The following is an 18,407-nucleotide window of genomic DNA, read 5'->3' on the forward strand; positions in this document are numbered from 1 at the left end:
TGGTGCCGCCGGCAAACGATCGTTGAGTGGGTGCGCTCAGCCCGCCACGGGCTCTTCCGGGGCCGGCAGGATCCGCGGACCCTCGGCGTCCGGGGCCTGCAGGCGGGACTCGCGGAAGACCAGCTCGTTGTCGCGCACGCTGACCAGCACCGTGCCGCCGGCGGTGAACTCACCCTTGAGCACCTCCTCGGCGATGGGGTCCTCGATGCGGCGCTCGATGATCCGGCGCAGCGGGCGCACGCCCGTGGCCGGGCTCCAACCCTCCACCACCAGCAGGTCGATGGCCTCGTCGCTGAGCACGATCTGGAAACCTCGCGCGCCCATCCGCCGGCGCAGGTCGTCCATCATCAGGCGGACGATCTGGTTCACGTCCGTGCGGTCCAGCATGCGGAAGACGATCAGCTCATCCAGCCGGTTGAGGAACTCGGGCCGGAAGTGGCGCTTGGCTTCCTTGGTGATGTCGGACTTCATGGACTCGTAGCCCGGCAGGTCCAGGCCCTCGCCGCCGAAGCCGATGGACGTCTCCTTGACCAGCTCGCGCGTGCCCATGTTCGAGGTCATGATGATGATCGTGTTGCGGAAGTCCACCTTGCGGCCGGTGGAGTCCGTCAGGCGCCCGTCGTCCAGCACCTGCAGCAGCAGGTTGAAGACCTCCGGGTGGGCCTTCTCCACCTCGTCCAGCAGGATGATCGAGTAGGGCCGGCGGCGGACCTTCTCCGTCAGCTGGCCGCCTTCCTCGAAGCCCACGTAGCCGGGGGGCGCGCCGATCAGCCGGCTGACGGCGAACTTCTCCATGTACTCGCTCATGTCCACCCGGATCAGCGCGTTCTCGTCGCCGAACATCACCTCGGCCAACACCTTGGCCAGTTCGGTCTTGCCGATGCCCGTGGGCCCGAGGAACAGGTAGCTGCCGATGGGGCGCTCGCTGCTCTTGAAGCCCGCGCGGCTGCGCCGGATGCTGCGGCAGAGGCGGTCGATGGCGTCGGCCTGGCCGATGATCCGCCGGCCCAGCGCCTCGTGCAGCTTGAGCAGGCGGCCGGACTCGTCCAGGGTGACCCGCTCGACGGGGATGCCCGTCATCTGGCTGACCACGGCGGCCACGTCCTCCGGCCCCACCTCCACGGCGCAGGCGATCCGCTCGCGCTCCCACTCCTCGCGGACGACCTTCAGCTCGGCCTCGCACTTGTGTTTCTGGTCGCGGATCTCCGCGGCACGCTCGTAGTTCTGCTGCTCGACCATGGCTTCCTTGTCGTGGTTGAGCTGCTCGATGCGCTCTTCCAGCTCCACCAGGCCCTCAGGGACCACCACGTGCGCCAGGTGGATGCGGCTGCCCGTCTCGTCCAGCACGTCGATGGCCTTGTCGGGCAGCATGCGGTCGCTGATGTAGCGGTCGCTGAGGATCACGGCCTGCTGGATCGCCTCGTCCGTGTAGCGGATGCCGTGGTGCTCCTCGTACTTGGACTTCAGGCCCATCAGGATCCGCACGGTCTCCTCCACGCCCGTGGCCTCCACCATGATCTTCTGGAAGCGGCGCTCCAGCGCGCCGTCCTTCTCGATGTGCTGGCGGTACTCGTCCAGGGTGGTGGCGCCGATGCACTGCAGTTCGCCCCGGGCCAGGGCGGGCTTGAACATGTTGGAGGCGTCCAGGCTGCCCGAGGCCGAGCCGGCGCCAACGATGGTGTGCAGCTCGTCCAGGAAGACGATGATGTTGCGGTTCTTCTCCAGCTCGGTCATCACGCTCTTGATGCGCTCCTCGAACTGGCCGCGGTACTTGGTGCCGGCCACCAGGGCGCCCAGGTCCAGGGCCACCACGCGCTTGTCGTAGAGCACGCGGCTGACCTTGCGCTCGATGATCCGCAGGGCCAGGCCCTCGGCGATGGCCGTCTTGCCCACGCCCGGGTCGCCGATGAGCACGGGGTTGTTCTTCTTGCGCCGGCTGAGGATCTGGGCCACGCGCTCGATTTCATGTTCGCGGCCGATGATCGGGTCCAGCTTGCCCTCGCGGGCCATCTGGGTCAAGTCGCGGCCGAAGTGGTCCAGCGCCGGGGTCTTGCTCTTGGAGGCCGGCTTGCCTTCCGCCGCCTCGGCGGCCGCGCCGCCGCTCAGCGCCTCCACCTGCTCGCGGATGGCCGAATAGGTGATGCCGAAGGAGCCCAGCACCTCGCCGGCCACCCCGTCGTCCTCCTTCGAAATGGCCAGCAGCAGATGCTCCGTGCCCACTTGTTCGGCGTTGAAGCTCCGCCCCTCCAGGTAGGTGACCTTGAGCACGCGCTCCGCCTTCTTGGTGAAGGGGATGTTGCCGATCTTCATCAGGTTCTCGTTGGACTCCACCCGCTCCAGGATGCGCTCCCGGATCAGGCCGGGCTCGGCTTCCAGGTTCTGCAGGATCTGGACGGCAACCCCTTCACCCAGCCGCACAATGCCCAGCAGCATGTGCTCGGTGCCGATGTTGTCGTGGCCCAGGCGCAGCGCCTCCTCGCGCGAGTATTGGATCACCTTCTGCACGTGGGCCGAAAACTTGCTGTGCATGCCGATTCCTTTTCTGCGGCCGGCGCGAATGGCGCGCGGCACGCGGCTTTGCGTGGTGTCGGAAGATGCTGAATCGCGCCGTCCGGCGGAAGTCCCCGGACCCGCCCGGCTTCAGCTCCCCAGCCAGGCCTGCAGCTGACGAGGATCCTCCGTGGGCGGCCGGCAGCCCGCCGCGTCGCAGAGCCAGGCGGCGGGGCGCTCCTCCAGCAGGCCCACGCCAGGCGTCAGCCGAGCCGCCTGGGCGGGATCCAGGGTCAGCCGCTCCAGGCCGGCCCCCCGGCCAGCCCAGGCGCTTTCCAACAAGGCGGCCAAGCGCGGGTCCTCCGGACGGCCCACGCAGATCAGCCGGCGACCGGCCTCTTCAAGCAACTGGCAGGCCGCCAGGGCCCAGCTGTGGCCGCCCGAATCCAGCGCCAGCCGGCCGGCCAGCGCGGCCAACAAACGCTGGGCCTGCCCGAGGAACTCGTCGCGGTCCAGCAGGCGGGCCAGCCGGATCAGATTGTGGGCGCTGACCGAGTTGCCGCAGGGCAGGGCGCCGTCCGTCACCTCCAGCGGCCGCACCGGCAGGTCGCCCCCCGGCCGGGTCATGCGGTAGAGGCCGGCCGGGTCCAGAAAGAGCCGGTCCTGCTCCGCCTGCAGGCGCAGGGCCTGCTCCAGCCAGGCGCCGCCGCCGGCGTGGGCGGCCAGCTCCAGCAGGCCCCAGATCAGGAAGGCGTGGTCGTCCAGCTGACCCTCCACGCCCGCCCGGCCCCGGTGCCAGCGGTGCCGCAGGCCCGCCGCGCCGTCCAATTCGGCCAGCACGAAGCGCGCCGCCTGTTCCGCGGCCCGTCGCCACTCGAGGCGCATCCCGGCCTCCCCGGCGGCCGGACAGGCGGCGGCCCGGGCCAGCGCGGCCACGGCCAGGCCGTTCCAGTCGGCCAGCACCTTGTCGTCGCGCTGGGGGCGCACCCGCAGCGCACGCGCCGCCAACAGCCGGCTCCGCGCCGACTCCAACAGCTCGTGAGACGAATCCGACAGCGGGTGCGCGTCCGGCACGCGGTGCAGGATGTTGCGCGGGTCCGCCCGGCCGCTGGCCTCGTCGTTCCAATTGCCGTCCTCGCTCACCTGCCAGGCCGGCACGGCCACGGCCAGCTCGTCCGGCGGCAGGAGCTCGCGCAGCTCGGCCAGGCCCCAGAGGTAGAAGCGCCCCTCCTCGCCCTCGCTGTCCGCGTCCTCGCCGCAGGCAAAGCCACCGCCGGGCAGCTGCAGATCGCGCCGCAGGTACTCCAACAGCCGGCCCAGGCTCGTGCGCAGCTCGGCCCGCTCGTCCCCCGTCCCCGCCGGATCCTCCAGCGCTTGGCAGAGCGCCAGGGCCAGCAGGGCCTGGTCGTAGAGCATCTTCTCGAAGTGGGGCACGCGCCAGCGCGCGTCGGTGGAATAGCGGTGGAAGCCGCCGCCCAGCTGGTCCTGCAGGCCGCCCCGGCCCATGGCCAGCAGGGTGTGGCGGGCCATCTCCCCGGCCGCGCCGTCGCCGCGCCGTCCGGCGCGCAGCAGCAGCAGCAGGTGCTGGGGCATGGGGAACTTGGGCGCCGGCCCGAAGCCGCCGTGGCGCGGGTCGTGGCGGGCCTTCAAACGCTCCAGTCCGCTGCGCAGCTGCCCGGCCCAGGCCGCGGGCGTGGCATTGGGGCCGGAGGCGGGCTCCCACTCGCCGGCGCGCGCCAGCTCGGCCGTGATGGCCCGGGCACTCTCCAGCAGGCGCCCGCGCTGCCCGTCCCACAGCTCGACCACCCGGGGAATCAGGTCCTGCAGCCCGGGGCGGCCGCCCCGCCCGACGGGGGGAAAATAGGTGCCCGCGAAGAAGGGCTGGCGCTCCGGCGTCAGCAGCAGGGTCAGCGGCCAGCCGCCCGAGCCGGTCAGGCTCTGGCAGACGCTCATGTAGACGTGGTCCACGTCCGGCCGCTCCTCGCGGTCCACCTTGACGCAGACGAAGGCCGCGTTGAGCCGCGCGGCGATTCCCGCATCCTCGAAGGACTCGCGCTCCATCACGTGGCACCAGTGGCAGGTGGCGTAGCCGATGGAGAGAAAGACCGGGCAGTCACGCCGGCGGGCCTCAGCAAAGGCTTCGTCGCCCCAGGGCCACCAGTCCACGGGGTTGTGGGCGTGCTGCAGCAGGTAGGGGCTGGCGGCCCCGGCCAGGCGGTTGGTCGGCGTCGTGCTCATCGGATCCCTTCCACATGGATTGCCTGCCGGTCTGCAGCGCCAAGGTAGGCCGCGAAGACGCCCCGCCTGTCATGGAAGCGTCTGGTCGGGGGTTGGGATTCGCACGGGAAGACGCGAACAAATCCAAAGAGAGAAGGAGGAAGTGAAACAGCTGGCTCGGATGAGCCATTCCATCCACTCCACTTTGGACTTCTTCGCGTCTTCCCGTGAATCAAGCAGAGCCGGAGAGGTCAGCCGGCCAGCGTGGCGCGCAGCAGGCGGGCGCGCAAGGCGGAGGCCTGTTTGCCGCCCAGGCCGGCGTCGGAGCGCGCCGCCAGGTGGGCCGGGGCCAGCCGCAGCAAGAGGGGCGTGACCGGCACGGGCAGCTCAGGCAGGTTCCAGCCGGCGGCCGGCAGTTGGGCACCCAGCCGCAGCAGCGAGAGATGTTCCACCAGCTCAGGATAACCCAGCAGGCGGGCGGAGCGGCAGGCGGCCAGGGCTCGGTGGAGCTTGTCCTCCAGCTCCAACCGGCGGTGGCGGCGCAACTGTTCGCGCGCCGCCTGTTCCAGGTGGTCCAGCTCCGCCACGGCCGCCAAAAGTCGCTCCAGCGTGGCCTGGGCCGGTCCCGCGGCCCGGCCGGCCGGATCCGGCCAATCCTCGCCGCGGACATTCTCCAGCACCAGGAAATCGCCGAAGCCCTCCTGCCAGGTGCGGTAGCTCAGGCCGCGCTCGTAGAGCGGATCCAGGCTGTCCTCCACCTGGCCCCACCAGGCCAGCGCCGGCAGGTGCAGCACCAGGGTGACGTGACAGCCGCTGCCGCAGAGGAAGGGATTGGCCGTGAGACGTTCGCCGCCCGGACCCAGCGCCAGGCCGGGTTCGGCCTCCAGCCGGGCGGCTGTTTGGTCCAGTTCCTGGGCGCCCGCCCGCAGGCCGGCCTCGTCGCCGCGCCAGTCCAGCCGCAGGTGGTCCTCCGCCAGCAACAGCCAGCTGCGGCGCTCGTCCCGGTCCACTAAGAGCCGGGCGTCGTCGTGGCGCAGCTCCAGCGGCTCCAGCAGCCAGCGTTCACTCAGGAATTCCCAGTGGGAGTCGCCCAGGCCCTTAAGCCGGGCCTTGTGCGCGGGCAGTTCCGCGGGCCAGAGCCGCTGCTGCAGCGAGGGCAGCAACACGCCGCGCTGATCCTCGGAGAGCTGGGCGGGAAAAGTCAGGCCGCGCAGGTTGAGTCCGAGCTGCAGTCGCCCGAACAGCAGGATGGAGGCGTCCCCCGGCAGCCAGGCGGGGTCCGCGGCGGACAGGAGCGTGATGAGTTCGTCCACTCCGCTCTTCACCTTTCGCGCGTTGCCAATTCACCACAGAGACACAGCGGCACAGAGAAGCATGATCGAGGAGCTATTGACGCATCACGTCCACTGCGTGACACATCCATCAACTTCCGGACTGTGGCTCTGTGTCTCTGTGTTGGAAGTTCGAGCGCATCAGCCGCCCGCGCGATCGCGGATCTTGGCCGCCAGCTCGTAGTCCTCCAGCAGCAAGGCCAGCGACAACTCCGCCTCCTGGGGCGAGGCCAGAGCTTCCCGGGCCCGGGCCGGCACGGGATTTCCCGTCCGCGGCGCCTCGGCCGGCGCATCCAGCAGGGCCAGCAAGGCCGGGGCGAAGCGCGTCGCGCAGCCGGGGCAGCCGTAGCGGCCGCTGCGGGCGAAGGCCTCCCAACTCTGCCCGCAGTCCGGGCAGGGCGGCGGCATGACCCCCACGGGCAGCAGGCGCCACCCCCCCAGCAGGTGCATGCCGGATCGGCTCAAGCAGGAATAACAAATGCGCAGGGCGTGAGAGCCCGCCCCCCGTTCAAAGGCGGCGGAGCGCTCGTTGCAGACCTGGCAAATCATCGGACACCTCCACGTGCGCGGCGGGGGTGTCCCGCCGCTATCCGCTGATTCGACCTTCATCCAATTCCAGGACCCGGCCGGCGATCCTGGCCAGATGGGGATCATGGGTGACCATGATCAGGCACTTGCCTGATTCGGCCATGATTCCCAGCACGTCCTCCAGCACCCGGTCCGCTTGTTGGCGATCCAGGTTGCCGGTGGGTTCATCGGCGAGCAACACGGCGGGAGAAGGAACCAGGGCCCGGGCCAGGGCCACTCGGGCGCATTCGCCGCCCGACAGTTCCACAGGATGATGAGTGATGCGATGGGTCATGCCGAAGCGTTCCAGCCAGCCCCGGGCCTGGGATTCGGCCTCGGCCGGGTCCAGGCCGGCGATCAGCCCGGCCAGGGCCACGTTCTCCAGGGCGTCGAAATCCGGCAGCAGGTGGTGGGACTGGAAGACGAAACCCACGTGCCGCGCCCGCAGGCGGGCCCGCGCGGTCTCGCCGCCCTCCCAGAGGGCCTGTCCCAGCAGGGTCACCGTGCCCGCGCTGGGAGCCTCCAGCCCGCCCAGCACGTGCAGGAGCGTGCTCTTGCCCGCCCCGCTGCGCCCAACCACGGCCAGCACCTCGCCCGCGCGCACCGTCAGATCCACGTCGCGCAGCACGTCCACCACGCCGCCCGGATGGGGGTAGCTCTTGCAGAGGCCGCGGGCTTCCAGCAGGACTTCATCCCTCATGGCGGATCACCTCCACGGGATGCAGGGACGCCGCCCGCCAGGCCGGGTACAGGGTGGCGAGCAGGCTGATCAGCAGGGCGCTGCCCACCACGGCCAGGATGTCCGGCCAGCGCAATTCCACGGGAAAGGTGCTGATGAAGTACACGTCCGGAGGCAGGCTGAGGATCTTGAAGCGGATCTGCAGCCAGCAGATGAACAGGCCCAGCAGGGCGCCCAGCAGCGTGCCCGTGCCGCCCAGCAGCAGGCCTTCGCGCACGAAGATCCGCCGGATGGAGGCCGGGTCCGCGCCCAGCGACTTGAGGATCCCGATCTCCTTGCGCCGCTCCATGGTGACCATGGTGAGCACGGAGATGATGTTGAAAGCCGCCACCAGCACGATCAAGCTGAGCATGATGAACATCATCCACTTTTCCAGCTTCATCATGCTGAACAGGTTCTTGTGCATATCGTACCAGGTCCAGACGCCCAGCGGGTACTCGAGCCGGTCCGCCAGCCATTCCTTGGCCTCGGGCGCCCGCTCCACGTCATCCAGCCGCACTTCCAGGCCGGTAACCAGGCTGCCCATCCGAAAGAGCGACTGGGCCTCCTTCAAGTCGATGAAGGCGATGGCGTCGTCGAATTCGTAGATGCCCAGTTCGAAGATGCCGCGCACCAGGAAACGGCGCACCAGGGGTTGGCTGAAGGAAGAGACAATGCCCGAGGGGGAGACGAACAGCAGGGTGTCGCCGGGCACCACGCCCAGCCCGGCCGCCAGGTAGCGGCCCACCAGAATGCCGGGCAGGCCGCCCGGAATCACCGGAGCCGTGGTGCCCTGCCCCTCCAGGATGGATTCGGGCCGCACCAGCACCGTGGCCAGACCTTCCGCCGTGTTGCCGCGCACCACGGCGCCCTCGCTCTCACCCCGGAAGCGCAGCATGCCCTTTTCCAGGATGTAGGGCTGCATGTCCTTCAGGTGGGGCAGGCCGGCCAGTTTCTGGGTCAGGCCTTGGGGGTCGGGAATGCCGCGCTCGTGCCAACTGCGGATGCGCAGGTGCGCGTCCAGGCCGATGATCCGGCCCTGCACCTCGCTCTCGAAGCCGCTCATCACGGCCAGCACCAGGATCAGCGCCGCGGTGCCGAGGAAGATCCCCAGCACGGAAAACCAGGTCACCACCGAGATGAAGCCGGTCTGGTGCCGCCCGCGCAGGTGGCGCAGGGCCACGGCCCACTCCCAGTTCCCCCTCATGCCAGGGGCCGCATGGTGGGAAAGAAAATCACGTCGCGGATGGACTCGGCCCCCGTGAGCAGCATCACCAGGCGGTCCACACCGATGCCCAGGCCGGCGGTGGGCGGCATGCCCGTCTCCAGGGCGCGGATGAAATCCTCGTCCATGGGGTGGGCCTCCGCGTCGCCGCGCTGGATCAGGCGGTTCTGCTCCTCGAAGCGCTGGCGCTGGTCGAGGGGGTCGTTGAGTTCGGTGAAACTGTTGCACAGCTCCTTGCCCGCCACCACGGCCTCGAAGCGCTCCACAAGCCTCGGGTCGCTCCGGTGGCGGCGCGCCAGCGGGCTCATCTCCCGCGGGTAGTCACAGACGAAGGTGGGCTGGATCAGGGTGGGCTCCACGAGAGCCCCGAAGATCTCGTCCACGATGCGGCTCCAGCCGTCCGAGGGCTCCACCTCCACGTGAAGCCGCTTGGCCAGGGTCCGCAGCGCGGGCTCGTCCAGTTCCAGCAGGTTTTCGCCAGTGGCCTCCTGCAACAACTCCATCATGGTGGCCCGGCGCCAGGGGGGCGCCAGCTCCACCTCGTGGCCCTTGAGCAGGACCTTGGTGCCGCCGTGCAGATCCACGGCGATTCCGGCAATGAGAGTCTCCACGAGCCGCATCATGTCCCGGTAGTCCTGATAGGCCGCATAGCACTCGACCTGGGTGAACTCGGGATTGTGGAAGCGGTCCATCCCCTCGTTGCGGAAGTCGCGCGCGAACTCGAACACACGGTCGAAGCCGCCCACGATCAGGCGCTTCAGATACAATTCGTTGGCGATGCGCAGGTACAGACGCATGTCCAGCGCGTTGTGATGGGTGACGAAAGGCTTGGCCGCCGCTCCCCCGTAAATGGGTTGCAGCACCGGGGTCTCCACTTCGAGGTAGCCCTCGCCCTCCAGGTGCCGGCGGATGGCCGACACGATCCGGCTGCGCTGCTCGAACACCGTCCGGGTGGCCGGGTTCACCAATAGGTCCACGTAGCGCTGGCGGTAGCGCTGGTCCTTGTCGCTGAATTCGTCGAAAACTTGTCCGTCCTTCTCCTTGCTGGCGGGCAGCGGCTGCAGGTTCTTGGCCAGCAGCTGGATGCGGTTGACCTCGATGGAAGGCTCGCCCGTCCGCGTGGTGAAGGCTCGTCCCGTCACGCCGACAATGTCGCCGATGTCAAAGAGCTTGAAGACATCGTAGGTATCGGCACCGACCTGATCGCGCTGGACGTAAAGCTGGATTTTCTCCCCGCCGTCGCGCAATTCGGCAAATGTTGCCTTGCCCATCCGGCGCAGGCCCATCAGGCGCCCGGCCAGGGAGACGGCCGCGCCGCTCTCCTGCAGGGCCGCGAACTCCGCCAATACGCCGGCCACGCGCTGTTCGCGCACGAAGCCCACGGGCCAGGGATCCACCCCCAGGCCGCGCAGGCTCTCCAGCTTGTTCAGGCGCTCCTGCACCACCGGGGGACGCTTCGTCCCCTCCTGCTCGTGCGTCATGGGTGTTCCTTCACTTCGCGGCGCGGGGCCGATTGAGGACGGGGTCCAGCAGGAACCCGCGCACGAAGCGCAGGATTTCGCCGCCCAGCACGGCCGTGGTGTCGCTGGTCTCGACGCCCGTGCGGTGGTCCTTGACCATGTTGTAGGGGTGCAGCACGTAGGAGCGGATCTGCGAGCCCCAGGCGTTGTCGAGCTTGGTGCCCTCCAGCGTGGCGCGCTTGACCTCCTCCTCCTCGCGCTTCTTGGCCAGGAGGCGGCTCTTGAGCATCTTCAGCGCCGTGGCGCGGTTGCGGCTCTGGCTGCGCTCGTTCTGGCACTGGGCCACGATGCCGGTGGGGATGTGGGTCATCCGGATGGCCGAGTCGGTCTTGTTGACGTGCTGACCGCCGGCCCCGGAGGCGCGGTAGGTGTCCACGCGGATCTCCGAGGGGTCGATGACGATTTCGCTGTTGTCCTCCTCCTCCACCACGGGATAGAGGAAGACGCTGGCGAAACTGGTGTGGCGCCGGCTCTGGCTGTCGAAGGGCGAAATGCGCACCAGGCGGTGCACGCCGATCTCGCTGCGCAGGTAGCCGAAGACGTTGTCGCCGTCGATCTCGATGGACGCGCTCTTGATGCCGGAGAGTTCGCCCGGCTGCTCGTCCAGGATCTCCAGCTTCCAGCCCTGCTTCTCGACAAAGGCCTTGAACATGCGCAGCAGCATGCCGGCCCAGTCCTCGGACTCGGAGCCGCCGGCGCCCGGATGGACGGTGAGGATGGCGTTCTTGGAGTCGTCCGGGCCGCAGAGCATGGTGGCCAGCTCGAGGCTGTCCAGGTCCTGCTCCAGCGTGCCGATCAGCGGCGCGATGTCCTCCAGCTCTTCCTCGGCGGAAAGCTCCAGCAGCTCGGTCAGGTCGCGGCACTCCATCGCCACGCGGTCGAAGCGCTCCACCACCTGCTTGAGGCGCGCGGCCTCCTGCAGCACGGTGCGCGCGTTCTCCGGCTGGTCCCAGAAATCCGCGACCAAGCTTAGGGAGTCCAGTTCCGTGGCGCGCGAGCGGCGGTTCTCGACGTCAAAGGCCCCTCCGCAGATGCTCCAGCCGCTCCTCGCCCAACTTCACCACCCGGCGCAGATCGCTCTTTTGCAGACCCATCCCTCGTGCTCCTTTCAGGCTTCCCGCGGCGCATAGACCCGATGCAGGGCCGTTCCCGGGAAGTAGTGCTCCAGAATGCCGCGACAGTCCAGCCCGGCCTCGGCCAGGGCCCCGGCCCCCACCTGGCAGAGCCCGCAGCCGTGGCCCTGTCCGGCGCCCGTCAGCGTGAAGCGCTGGGGCAGGCCCTCGTCGTCCTTCTCGGCGTGCACCACGAAGGCGCTGCTGAAGAGGCGGCCCGGCGAGAGGGCTTCGCGGATCTTGAGTTCCTTTTGCAGGCGCAGGTTGCGCCGGCTGCCGATCAGTTCCAGTTCGATGATCCGCCCGGAGACGCCCCGGCGCACGGGCACCAGTTCGTAGAGCGTGCCCAGGTCCACGCCCGTCTTGCGCTGGATGATCTCCTCCAGCTCCCCGCGGCTGTAGACTTCCTTCCAGCGGAAGCCCTTGCGCGAGCGCTCCAGCAGGGCCGGATAGGCGCTGCGGGTCACGCGGCAGAGGCAGCCGTCGGGCGGGTTGAGGATCCACTCCCGGGCGGCGGCCTCCTCGCTCAGGGCGGGCTTGCGGGCCCGGCGCACGGGCAGATCCGGGCGGCCGTTCAGCACGGGCTCGGCCGGCGTGGACCAGATGTGCTCCTTGTTCTCCCCGTGGCCGCCGCAGCAGGCGTGGGAGACGGCGTCGCAGAGTTCGTCGCGGATCAGCAGCACGTCGCCCGCCGTGGTGCGCACGGCAGCCTCGGTGGCCTCGCGGCTGCGGGTCAGGCCGCTGTAGTGGAAGCAGTGTCCGCCGGCGCAGAAGTGCCAGTCCTCGGTGACGTGGCGCAGCCCGCGCATGGAGAGCACCATCGAACGCACGGCCACGGCCACGGCGCGCTGGGCCTCGGCCGGAAAGCCGCAGTCCAGTTCGCAGGGCAGCACGCCGCGCAGGTAGGCGTCCACGTCCAGTTCGTTGACCACGGCCAGCCGGCCCTGGTTGTCCACCCGGAACTCCAGCCCGCCCTCGAAGCTGCGATCCTCCAGCGGGCTGTCCGGCCAGCGCTCGCAGGGCAGGCGGAACAGCGTCACCTGGCCGCCCGGCGCGGGCAGCAGGCGCACGCCCTGCTGGACTTCGCGGTCGAAGGCGAAGCCCGCGTTGGTGATCTCCACGCAGCCGGCGGGGGCCTCGACCCGTTCGCGCACCAGGCGCGGGCGCCAGCGGTTCTGGAAGTGGGTCATCAGCTCCGCGGCCTCGGCCATCTCGTCGAAACCGCCCACCAGCACGCGGTGGCGCAGCTTGCCGAAGCGCAGGCCGCCCTCGGCCTGCTGGCGGACGCCCAGCTCCATCACCCGGGGCGCGTAGCCCAGCGTCTCCAGTTCCGCCACCAGCTTGCGCGCGGCCTTGGCGTCGGCGTACGCCGCCACGATCACGGCGTGACGCAGGCGGGCCGGCGTGCAGTGCAGGGGACGCGCCATCCAGCGCAGCTCGGAGCCCGGCGACTCCAGCAGCAGGGTGCCGTCCAGGCTTTCCAGCCGGAAGGGGCCGCTGACGCGGAACTCGATCTTGCCCAGGCGTTCCGCCAGCAGGATGCGCAGCAGGGGGGCCTGCGTCCAGGGCGAGGCCGGTGACGGGGAAGCGGACGGGGTGCGGGACATCGGGGCTCCTGCCTCCTTGCAAGCTGCTCATCCGGAAAATCCCTCAGTCCTTCATCCTGGTTCGTGGAGACGAAGAATCGAGGAATTCTGACCGCAGGAGCCGGCGAACGCTGGTGGATACGCCTGCGTGCCAGTAATTTAGCCTGCGTACGGATGGGAAACAAGGAAGCGGCCCCCAGGGGGCCTTAGCCGGGAGGCGGCGAGATGTGGATTCAGGCGGGACGACATCGGCTGATCAGCGCGCACCCCGCGCGGCTGGATTCCATCCAGGTGCGGCCCATCACCCACAGCGAGTGCTTCGGCCTGTTCCTCAAGGGTCGGGAGGAGCAGATGGTCAACCTGGGGGAGGATCTGGACCACGCCGAGGCCATCCTGGCCAAAGTGGCGGCCGCCCTGGGCCAGGGCCTGGGCTACCTGGACCTGAGCGCCGACCTCTGATTCAGCGCACGAGGGTCGATTCTTGGAGCACGAAGACTCGAAGACTCAAAGAGGAATGGACTCTTTGGTAGCACGGGAATGAATACTCCCTTTGTATTGCGTCCCTTCTTGCTTTGAGTCTTTGAGTCTTCGTGCTAAAGCCCGCGCAGCGCAGTAAAGCAAGGCGCAGCGCAGGAAGGTCAGGGCCGGCGCGGGGAATCGAGCGCCATGATCATCTCCACCCGCCGCTGGTGGCGGCCGCCCTCGTAGGGCTCTTTCAGCCAGGCCAGGGCCAGTTGCAGGCAGAGCTCCTCCCCCAGGCGTCCGCCCAGGGTCAGCACGTTGGCGTCGTTGTGGCGGCGGCTGGAGAGCGCGGCGGCGACGGACTCGCAGGCCGCCGCCCGGATCCCGGGAACGCGGTTGCACACCATGGCCGAGGCCACGCCCACCGTGTCCAGCATGATCCCGCGGGCCGCCTCGCCCCGGGCCACGCACTCGGCCAACAGCCGGGCCCAGTGCGGATAATCCGTCGGGCCGGGATCGGGACAACCCAGATCCAGCACGCTGAAGCCGGCTCGTTCCAGCTCTGCCGCCAGATGACGCCGGCAGGGATAGCCGCCGTGGTCGCTGGCCAGGGCCAGCTGGACGCGCTCGCGCCCGGCGGGTTCGACGGTCAGCCCCGCCGCGCGGCCGGGAGCCTGCGCGGGAGCTAGCAGGCTGGCCTCCTCCACCCAGTCCAGCCGCACGCCCAGCCGGACGGCCAGATCGCGCGCCTCGTCGGTCAACACGCAGCGGCCCTTCACCAGCACCAGCCTGGCCTGACCCTTGGGCGCGCGCGCCGCCCGGCGCACCTGCTCGGCGGCGATCAAGCGGCGGGCCATCAGACGCCCCCGTAGACGTGGCGGTAGTAGTCCAGGTACTCGAACAGGCTCTGGCTGCGCTCGTACCAGACGATCACCAGCACCAGCAGGACCAGCCCGAGCAGGGACATCAGGGCGAACATGCCCCAGAAGCGACGCTCGAAGGCGATGCGCAGGGCTTTGAAGAGGCGCGCCAGATACCAGAGCCCGAGCAGCACCAGCAGGATCACGGTGGGAATCCGCGCCGCCGGGGACTGCATCAAGGGCTGAAAGACGATCCCGACGGGGATGGCGAACAGCAGGCTGGTGGAACTCCAGGCCAGCAGCGTGACCGCCTGGCGGTAGGTGAAGCGCGCGTTGGTCAAGAGGCCCAGCACGCGCAGGCCCAGCGCGAACAGCACCTGCCCGCCCAGCAGGGCCAGGCCCAACTGCAGGATGCTCTCCAGCGGCGTCCAGGCCAGGCGGTGGATCCACTGCTGCAAGGGATCCAGCACCACCACCAGCCCGAGCATGCGGTCCATCAGCGGGCTTTTGCGCAACAGGTGCAGCCAGCCGCTGCCCAGCAGGGCCAGGGTGCCCGAGACCAGCACCAGCAGGAAGAGGGCCTGGCCGAACTGGAAGACCCGCCGGTCGCGGATGTCCGTGAAAAAGCCGTGGGAGTGGATGAAGGAGCGCCGCAGGTTCTGGCCAAAGACGTTGTTCTGCTTCCAGCCGATCAGGAGCAGGATTAGCAGCGCGAAACCCGTCAGCGGGAAGGCGGCGGGGTGCTGGGGCGAGTACTCGCCGCGGCTGAGGGTGGAGGGTGCCGCGCCGGAATAGAGGCTGGCCAGCTCTTTGGCCGAGCCGCGGGCCACGCGCTCCTCGTTGTGCAGCCCGAAGGTGACCAGCGAGGGCTCCTGGCCGGGGGGCGAGGCCAGCTGGGGCCGGCCGCCGCGCCAATCGGCGAAGGAGTGGACGATGGTGCCCGCCGGCCGCAGGGAGCCGCCCGCCGCCCAAGCGCGCTGGGCGCCCAACACGGTGGTCTGGATCGCCCAGGCCTGGTGCAGTTCGCCCCAGGGATTCTCGTAGCCTTCCAGATTGCCGGTTTCCACGGCCCAGCCCACCCGCGCCAGCAGCACGGGCACGCCGGCCCGGGGCAGATCCTGGTGGCTGCGCGAGCCGAAGGGTTCCAGCAGCAGGAAATCCAGCCCCTTGACCGCGGCGGCCTCGTCACCCACCCGGCGCGAGAAGAAGCCGCCCGCGCCCAGCAACAGGGGACCTTCGGTCCGCAGGGTCTGCATCTCGGCGATCCAGGACTCCGCGCCTTCGCTGAAGTCCAGCCCGCTGCCCAGGCTGAGACCCAGCCAGGAGGCCGAGCCGCGGGACTGGCGCACCAGTTCGGTGGCCTGGGCCAGCGCCGCCTGGCGGAAGGCCTCGCGGGCCACCAGCCGCGGCGGGATCTGCCAGACGGGCAGCTCGCTGATCACCAGCAGGCCCAGCCGGTCGCAGATCTCCCCCAGGGCGGGATGGGGCGCCCCGCGCATGTGCAGCACGAGGTTGACGCCCATGTTCTTGATGGTCTCCAGGTCGCGCTGGAGCTGCTGGACGGAGATGGCCATGCCCGTGGCGGGATGGTCGGCCACGTAGCTGATGCCCTGCAGGAAGTAGGGCTGGCCGTTGAGCCGGAAGCCCTCCGGTCCGCCGCTGATTTCCTTGATGCCCAGCGTCTTGCGCGTCCGGTGGACCACCTGGCCGCCCTGGCTGAGCACCAGTACCAACTCGAGCAGCTCGGGCTGCTCGGGCGACCAGCGCGGCAGGGGCGAAGCGCCGGCGATGCTGAAGCGCAGGGGCACGCTCTCCTGCTGCTTCACCTGCACGGCCAGCCGGCCCGCGGCCAGCACGGCGCCCTCCGGCCGGCGCAGGATGGCGTCCAGCCAGACGTCCGGCGCCGCCCGCAGGCTGTCCAGACCCAGCAGCTCGGTGCTGCGCACGCGCAGGTTCAGGTCCAGCGCCTCCTGGGCGCCACGCCGCAGCTGCCACTGGACGTCCTCGCAGCGCAGGCGCGGACCCTCCAGCAGGTAGACCTCGCGGTAGATCCCGCCGTAGTTGCGCGGGTCGCCACTCTGGGTCTTGAGGGGCACGGTCTGGTGGGCGGAGAGCCGGTTGTCCACCCGGACGTCCAGCTCGTTCTGCCCGCCGAAGTGCAGGAAGCGCTCGGGGATCTCGATCTGGAAGGAGCCCGAGCTGCCTTCGTGGCGCTCGAGGAACTTGCCGTTGATGTGGATGCGGCAGGAATAGGAGACGCCGCCGAACCAGAGCCGCCAGACGGACTGCACGCCCGCGTCGGGCAGGGTGAAGACGCGCCGGAAGCGCACCTCGCCCGGGTGGCCCGACCAGCAGGAGGGGACGCGGCAGGTGCCGCTCTGGCCATTCTCCGTCTCCCAGCTCCAGGTGCCGCCCAGTTCGTGCAGGCGGGCATCCAGGCTGTCCAGCCGCGGTCGCCAAGCGGGGGCCGGCGGCTGGGACGAAGCGGGCTGGAAGACTGGGGCGGCCTGCAGCAGTCCGCTGCAGACCAGGACGAGCAGCCAAAGGAGCGGCCGAAGCACCGGATGTCCGTTCACGCTGGGGCCGGCGCCCGGGGGGGCGGCGGCGGATTGCGGTTCAACGACGCAGGCGGAGAGGGCCTCCGCCTGCGTGGGGTTTCAGGTCGGACCGGCGGCGGCTGGGCCGCCCACCGGGATCAGGCGCCGAAGGCCATCTTCTGTCCCATCTTGAAGTCACCCAGTTTGGGGTCGATGGGATCGAAGCGCCAGCTGGAGATCTTCTGCTTGAGGCAGCTCTCCACACGGCGGCCGGCGTTGGGATCGGACCAGTTGGACTGGCTCATCTCCACGTCGGTCACGCTGCCGTCGGGCTTGATGGTGAACTTGGCCAGGACCGAGCCCTTGAGGCCGCGGTCGCGCTGCAACTGGCGCTCGTAGCAGTCCTTCAGGCCGGGCGAGTAGCCGTTGATCACGGCCCGCAAGGCCTGGCTGCTGCGCGCGCTCTCGCCTGCGAACTTGCCGCTGCGGTCGTAGGTCTGGACCGCGCCCTCCAGCAGGGCGCCCACGGTCCCGCCGCCGCCGGCGCGCGTGTCCACGTCAGTGAGCGCGCCCTGCAGGTCCACGCCGCCCGAGCCGCCCGAGCCGGCCTTGGCGCCGTCGGTCTTCAGCCGCTTGACGTTCTCGGCGGCTTTGCCCGTCACCATGCCCACCAGGCCCTTGGTGCTGACGGATCCGCCGGAGGTCACCTGGGCGGCGTCCACCAGGCCGCGCGCGGCGCTGCCGCCGCTGGAACCCGTCACCAGCGAGATGCCGCCGGTGGAATTGATCACTTGCTGGCTGATGGCCGCACGCCGGTTGGCCCGCCGTTCGGAGGCGGCGGAGCGCCGTTCGGCCGAAGCCTGGGCACTGCCCTGCTGCCGCTCTGCGGGCCGCTCAAGCTCTTCGCGGGCTTCCTGCTGGGCCGGCGCGGCCTCCTCTTCGGCGGGTCCGCCCTCTTCGGCCACGTCCGTGGCCGTGGTGAGGGGTTCGGCCGCCGTCTCCACCGGGGCCATCTCCACCTTGAGCATCTTGTAGCGCGCGGCGAACAGCTCCTGGATGTCTTTCTGGCTGAGTTCCGGAATCTCGATCTGGCTGCCCAGATAGATCAGCACCAGTTCGATCAGGCCGAACAGGACCGCCAGCCCGATGGTCAGCCCGTCCAGGTTGGCAAAGGGCTTGCGTCGGTAGTCGGCCAGGGCCGTGTGGGAAGTGGACACGCTGGCCCTCCTATTCGCTCTTGATCACGACGAACTGGGTCATGGCGAACTGCTCGTCCCCGCAGGTCTTCAAGACCTTGAGGATCGAGTTGTAGTCCACGGCCGCATCCGCCTGAATGGTGATCTGCCCGTCAAACGGGATGCCCAGCTGCTGCTCGCGGACCCGCAACTCGACAGCCACGCCGCGCAGGTACTGCTGCAGGCCCGGCAGGGTCATGGCCGCCGGATCCTGGGCCGCCGCGCCGCTGGCCACGGCCAGCAGCGTGCTCCCCTCGTCCAGCAGCTGCACGCGTTTGCCCTTGTCTTCCGCGTACACGCCCGGCGTCCCGCTGAGCTGGCCCGAGTCCACCACGATGGAGACCGTGGAGCGGGGCGAGGTGTCGATGTTCGATTGCGGAAGCTCCAGCTGGTCCACCTGGTTCACGAGCAGGCCGGTGGCCGAGTAACTCATGATCAGGAAGAGCAGCATGTTGGTGAAGATGTCCATCATGGAGGCCAGGGGGATGTTCTCCTCCTTGGCGCTCCGCGCGGACAGCTTCCGCATGTTGGTGGGTGCCGCCATCCC

At 69.5% G+C, this 18,407-nt stretch carries 14 protein-coding genes; 1 reads left to right on the top strand and 13 read right to left on the bottom strand.

The window, feature by feature from the left end; all coding sequences use genetic code 11:
* Positions 1–36: 36 nt before the first annotated feature.
* The 9 genes from WC326_07795 to WC326_07835 form a co-directional block, all read right to left on the bottom strand.
* Entirely contained in the window at positions 37–2,529 is a 2,493-nt protein-coding gene (locus WC326_07795; protein MFA7330958.1) for an ATP-dependent Clp protease ATP-binding subunit, read from the bottom strand.
* A gap of 111 nt (positions 2,530–2,640) precedes the next feature.
* A complete protein-coding gene (locus WC326_07800) occupies positions 2,641–4,728 on the bottom strand; it encodes a thioredoxin domain-containing protein (GenBank protein ID MFA7330959.1) in 2,088 nt (695 codons plus the stop codon).
* A 230-nt stretch (positions 4,729–4,958) separates the two neighbouring features.
* Positions 4,959–6,020, bottom strand: coding sequence for a hypothetical protein (locus WC326_07805; protein MFA7330960.1), 1,062 nt, complete (start codon positions 6,018–6,020; stop codon positions 4,959–4,961).
* A gap of 159 nt (positions 6,021–6,179) precedes the next feature.
* A complete protein-coding gene (locus tag WC326_07810) occupies positions 6,180–6,587 on the bottom strand; it encodes a hypothetical protein (GenBank protein ID MFA7330961.1) in 408 nt (135 codons plus the stop codon).
* A gap of 37 nt (positions 6,588–6,624) precedes the next feature.
* Positions 6,625–7,305 carry an ABC transporter ATP-binding protein gene (locus tag WC326_07815; GenBank protein MFA7330962.1) on the bottom strand — a complete coding sequence of 227 codons (681 nt, stop codon included), beginning with the start codon at positions 7,303–7,305 and terminating at the stop codon, positions 6,625–6,627.
* Positions 7,295–8,530 carry an FtsX-like permease family protein gene (locus tag WC326_07820; protein ID MFA7330963.1) on the bottom strand — a complete coding sequence of 412 codons (1,236 nt, stop codon included), beginning with the start codon at positions 8,528–8,530 and terminating at the stop codon, positions 7,295–7,297. The genes WC326_07815 and WC326_07820 overlap by 11 nt, the downstream gene beginning before the upstream one ends.
* The gene (lysS, locus tag WC326_07825) at positions 8,527–10,029 is read right to left on the bottom strand and encodes a lysine--tRNA ligase (protein MFA7330964.1); all 1,503 of its coding nucleotides are present in this window, start codon (positions 10,027–10,029) and stop codon (positions 8,527–8,529) included. The genes WC326_07820 and lysS overlap by 4 nt, the downstream gene beginning before the upstream one ends.
* A gap of 10 nt (positions 10,030–10,039) precedes the next feature.
* Positions 10,040–11,156 (bottom strand): peptide chain release factor 2 gene (gene prfB / locus WC326_07830; protein MFA7330965.1). Its coding sequence is split into 2 segments (ribosomal slippage): positions 10,040–11,092 and positions 11,094–11,156, totalling 1,116 coding nucleotides; the frame shifts between segments, so codons are not numbered across the junction.
* A gap of 20 nt (positions 11,157–11,176) precedes the next feature.
* On the bottom strand, positions 11,177–12,787 hold the full coding sequence (locus WC326_07835; protein MFA7330966.1) for a SpoIID/LytB domain-containing protein: 1,611 nt from the start codon (positions 12,785–12,787) through the stop codon (positions 11,177–11,179).
* 204 nt (positions 12,788–12,991) lie between these two features.
* On the opposite strand from WC326_07835, the gene WC326_07840 reads away from it, so the two are divergent.
* Positions 12,992–13,225: a hypothetical protein gene (locus WC326_07840; GenBank protein MFA7330967.1), complete on the top strand. Its 234-nt coding sequence runs from the start codon at positions 12,992–12,994 to the stop codon at positions 13,223–13,225.
* A gap of 179 nt (positions 13,226–13,404) precedes the next feature.
* Here the strand turns inward: WC326_07840 and WC326_07845 are convergent, their stop codons facing one another.
* The 4 genes from WC326_07845 to WC326_07860 form a co-directional block, all read right to left on the bottom strand.
* Positions 13,405–14,085, bottom strand: coding sequence for an RpiB/LacA/LacB family sugar-phosphate isomerase (locus WC326_07845; protein MFA7330968.1), 681 nt, complete (start codon positions 14,083–14,085; stop codon positions 13,405–13,407).
* A complete protein-coding gene (locus tag WC326_07850) occupies positions 14,085–16,649 on the bottom strand; it encodes a sugar-binding domain-containing protein (protein ID MFA7330969.1) in 2,565 nt (854 codons plus the stop codon). The genes WC326_07845 and WC326_07850 overlap by 1 nt, the downstream gene beginning before the upstream one ends.
* A gap of 134 nt (positions 16,650–16,783) precedes the next feature.
* Positions 16,784–17,842, bottom strand: a complete 1,059-nt coding sequence (locus tag WC326_07855) for an AgmX/PglI C-terminal domain-containing protein (protein MFA7330970.1) — start codon at positions 17,840–17,842, stop codon at positions 16,784–16,786.
* Positions 17,843–17,852: 10 nt separating this feature from the next.
* On the bottom strand, positions 17,853–18,404 hold the full coding sequence (locus tag WC326_07860) for a biopolymer transporter ExbD (GenBank protein ID MFA7330971.1): 552 nt from the start codon (positions 18,402–18,404) through the stop codon (positions 17,853–17,855).
* Between the last annotated feature and the right edge of the window lie 3 nt (positions 18,405–18,407).

The organism is Candidatus Delongbacteria bacterium, from assembly GCA_041675285.1.
GTDB lineage: Bacteria > CAIWAD01 > CAIWAD01 > CAIWAD01 > CAIWAD01 > CAIWAD01.